The organism is Bradyrhizobium sp. LeoA1Lang (assembly GCF_055413685.1).
The window spans coordinates 1-255 of the sequence record NZ_JBVAPG010000611.1 but is presented as its reverse complement, the minus strand read 5'-3'; the positions used below and the strand labels follow the sequence as shown (position 1 = coordinate 255).

The following is a 255-nucleotide window of genomic DNA, read 5'->3' as shown; positions in this document are numbered from 1 at the left end:
AGTGGCAGAAGAACCGGAAGGCTTAGTAAGGCTTGGCATGTCATCGGGGTTTGCGGCGTGCTGGGCTAGCGAGTTTATGGAAGCCTGCAGGGTGCTGCTACCGAAAGTGCATCTCCGTCTGGTTGCGTGTGACATTCTGCGCATGAGATCGCTTATCGCATCACGTGCGATCGATATCTGCTTCCTTTTGGAAGATGAGCCTATTCAAGGCTTTACTCGACAGCCGCTTTTTCATCAGCCACTATCGATGGCAAG

The 255-nt window shown here is 52.5% G+C and carries 1 protein-coding gene; it reads left to right on the top strand.

Going from position 1 to position 255, the window contains the following annotated elements; translation table 11 throughout:
- Window position 1: 1 nt before the first annotated feature.
- Window positions 2–255, top strand: a 254-nt coding sequence (locus ACZYOF_RS44710; RefSeq protein WP_463719714.1) for a LysR substrate-binding domain-containing protein, incomplete at its 3' end; no start/stop codon positions are given.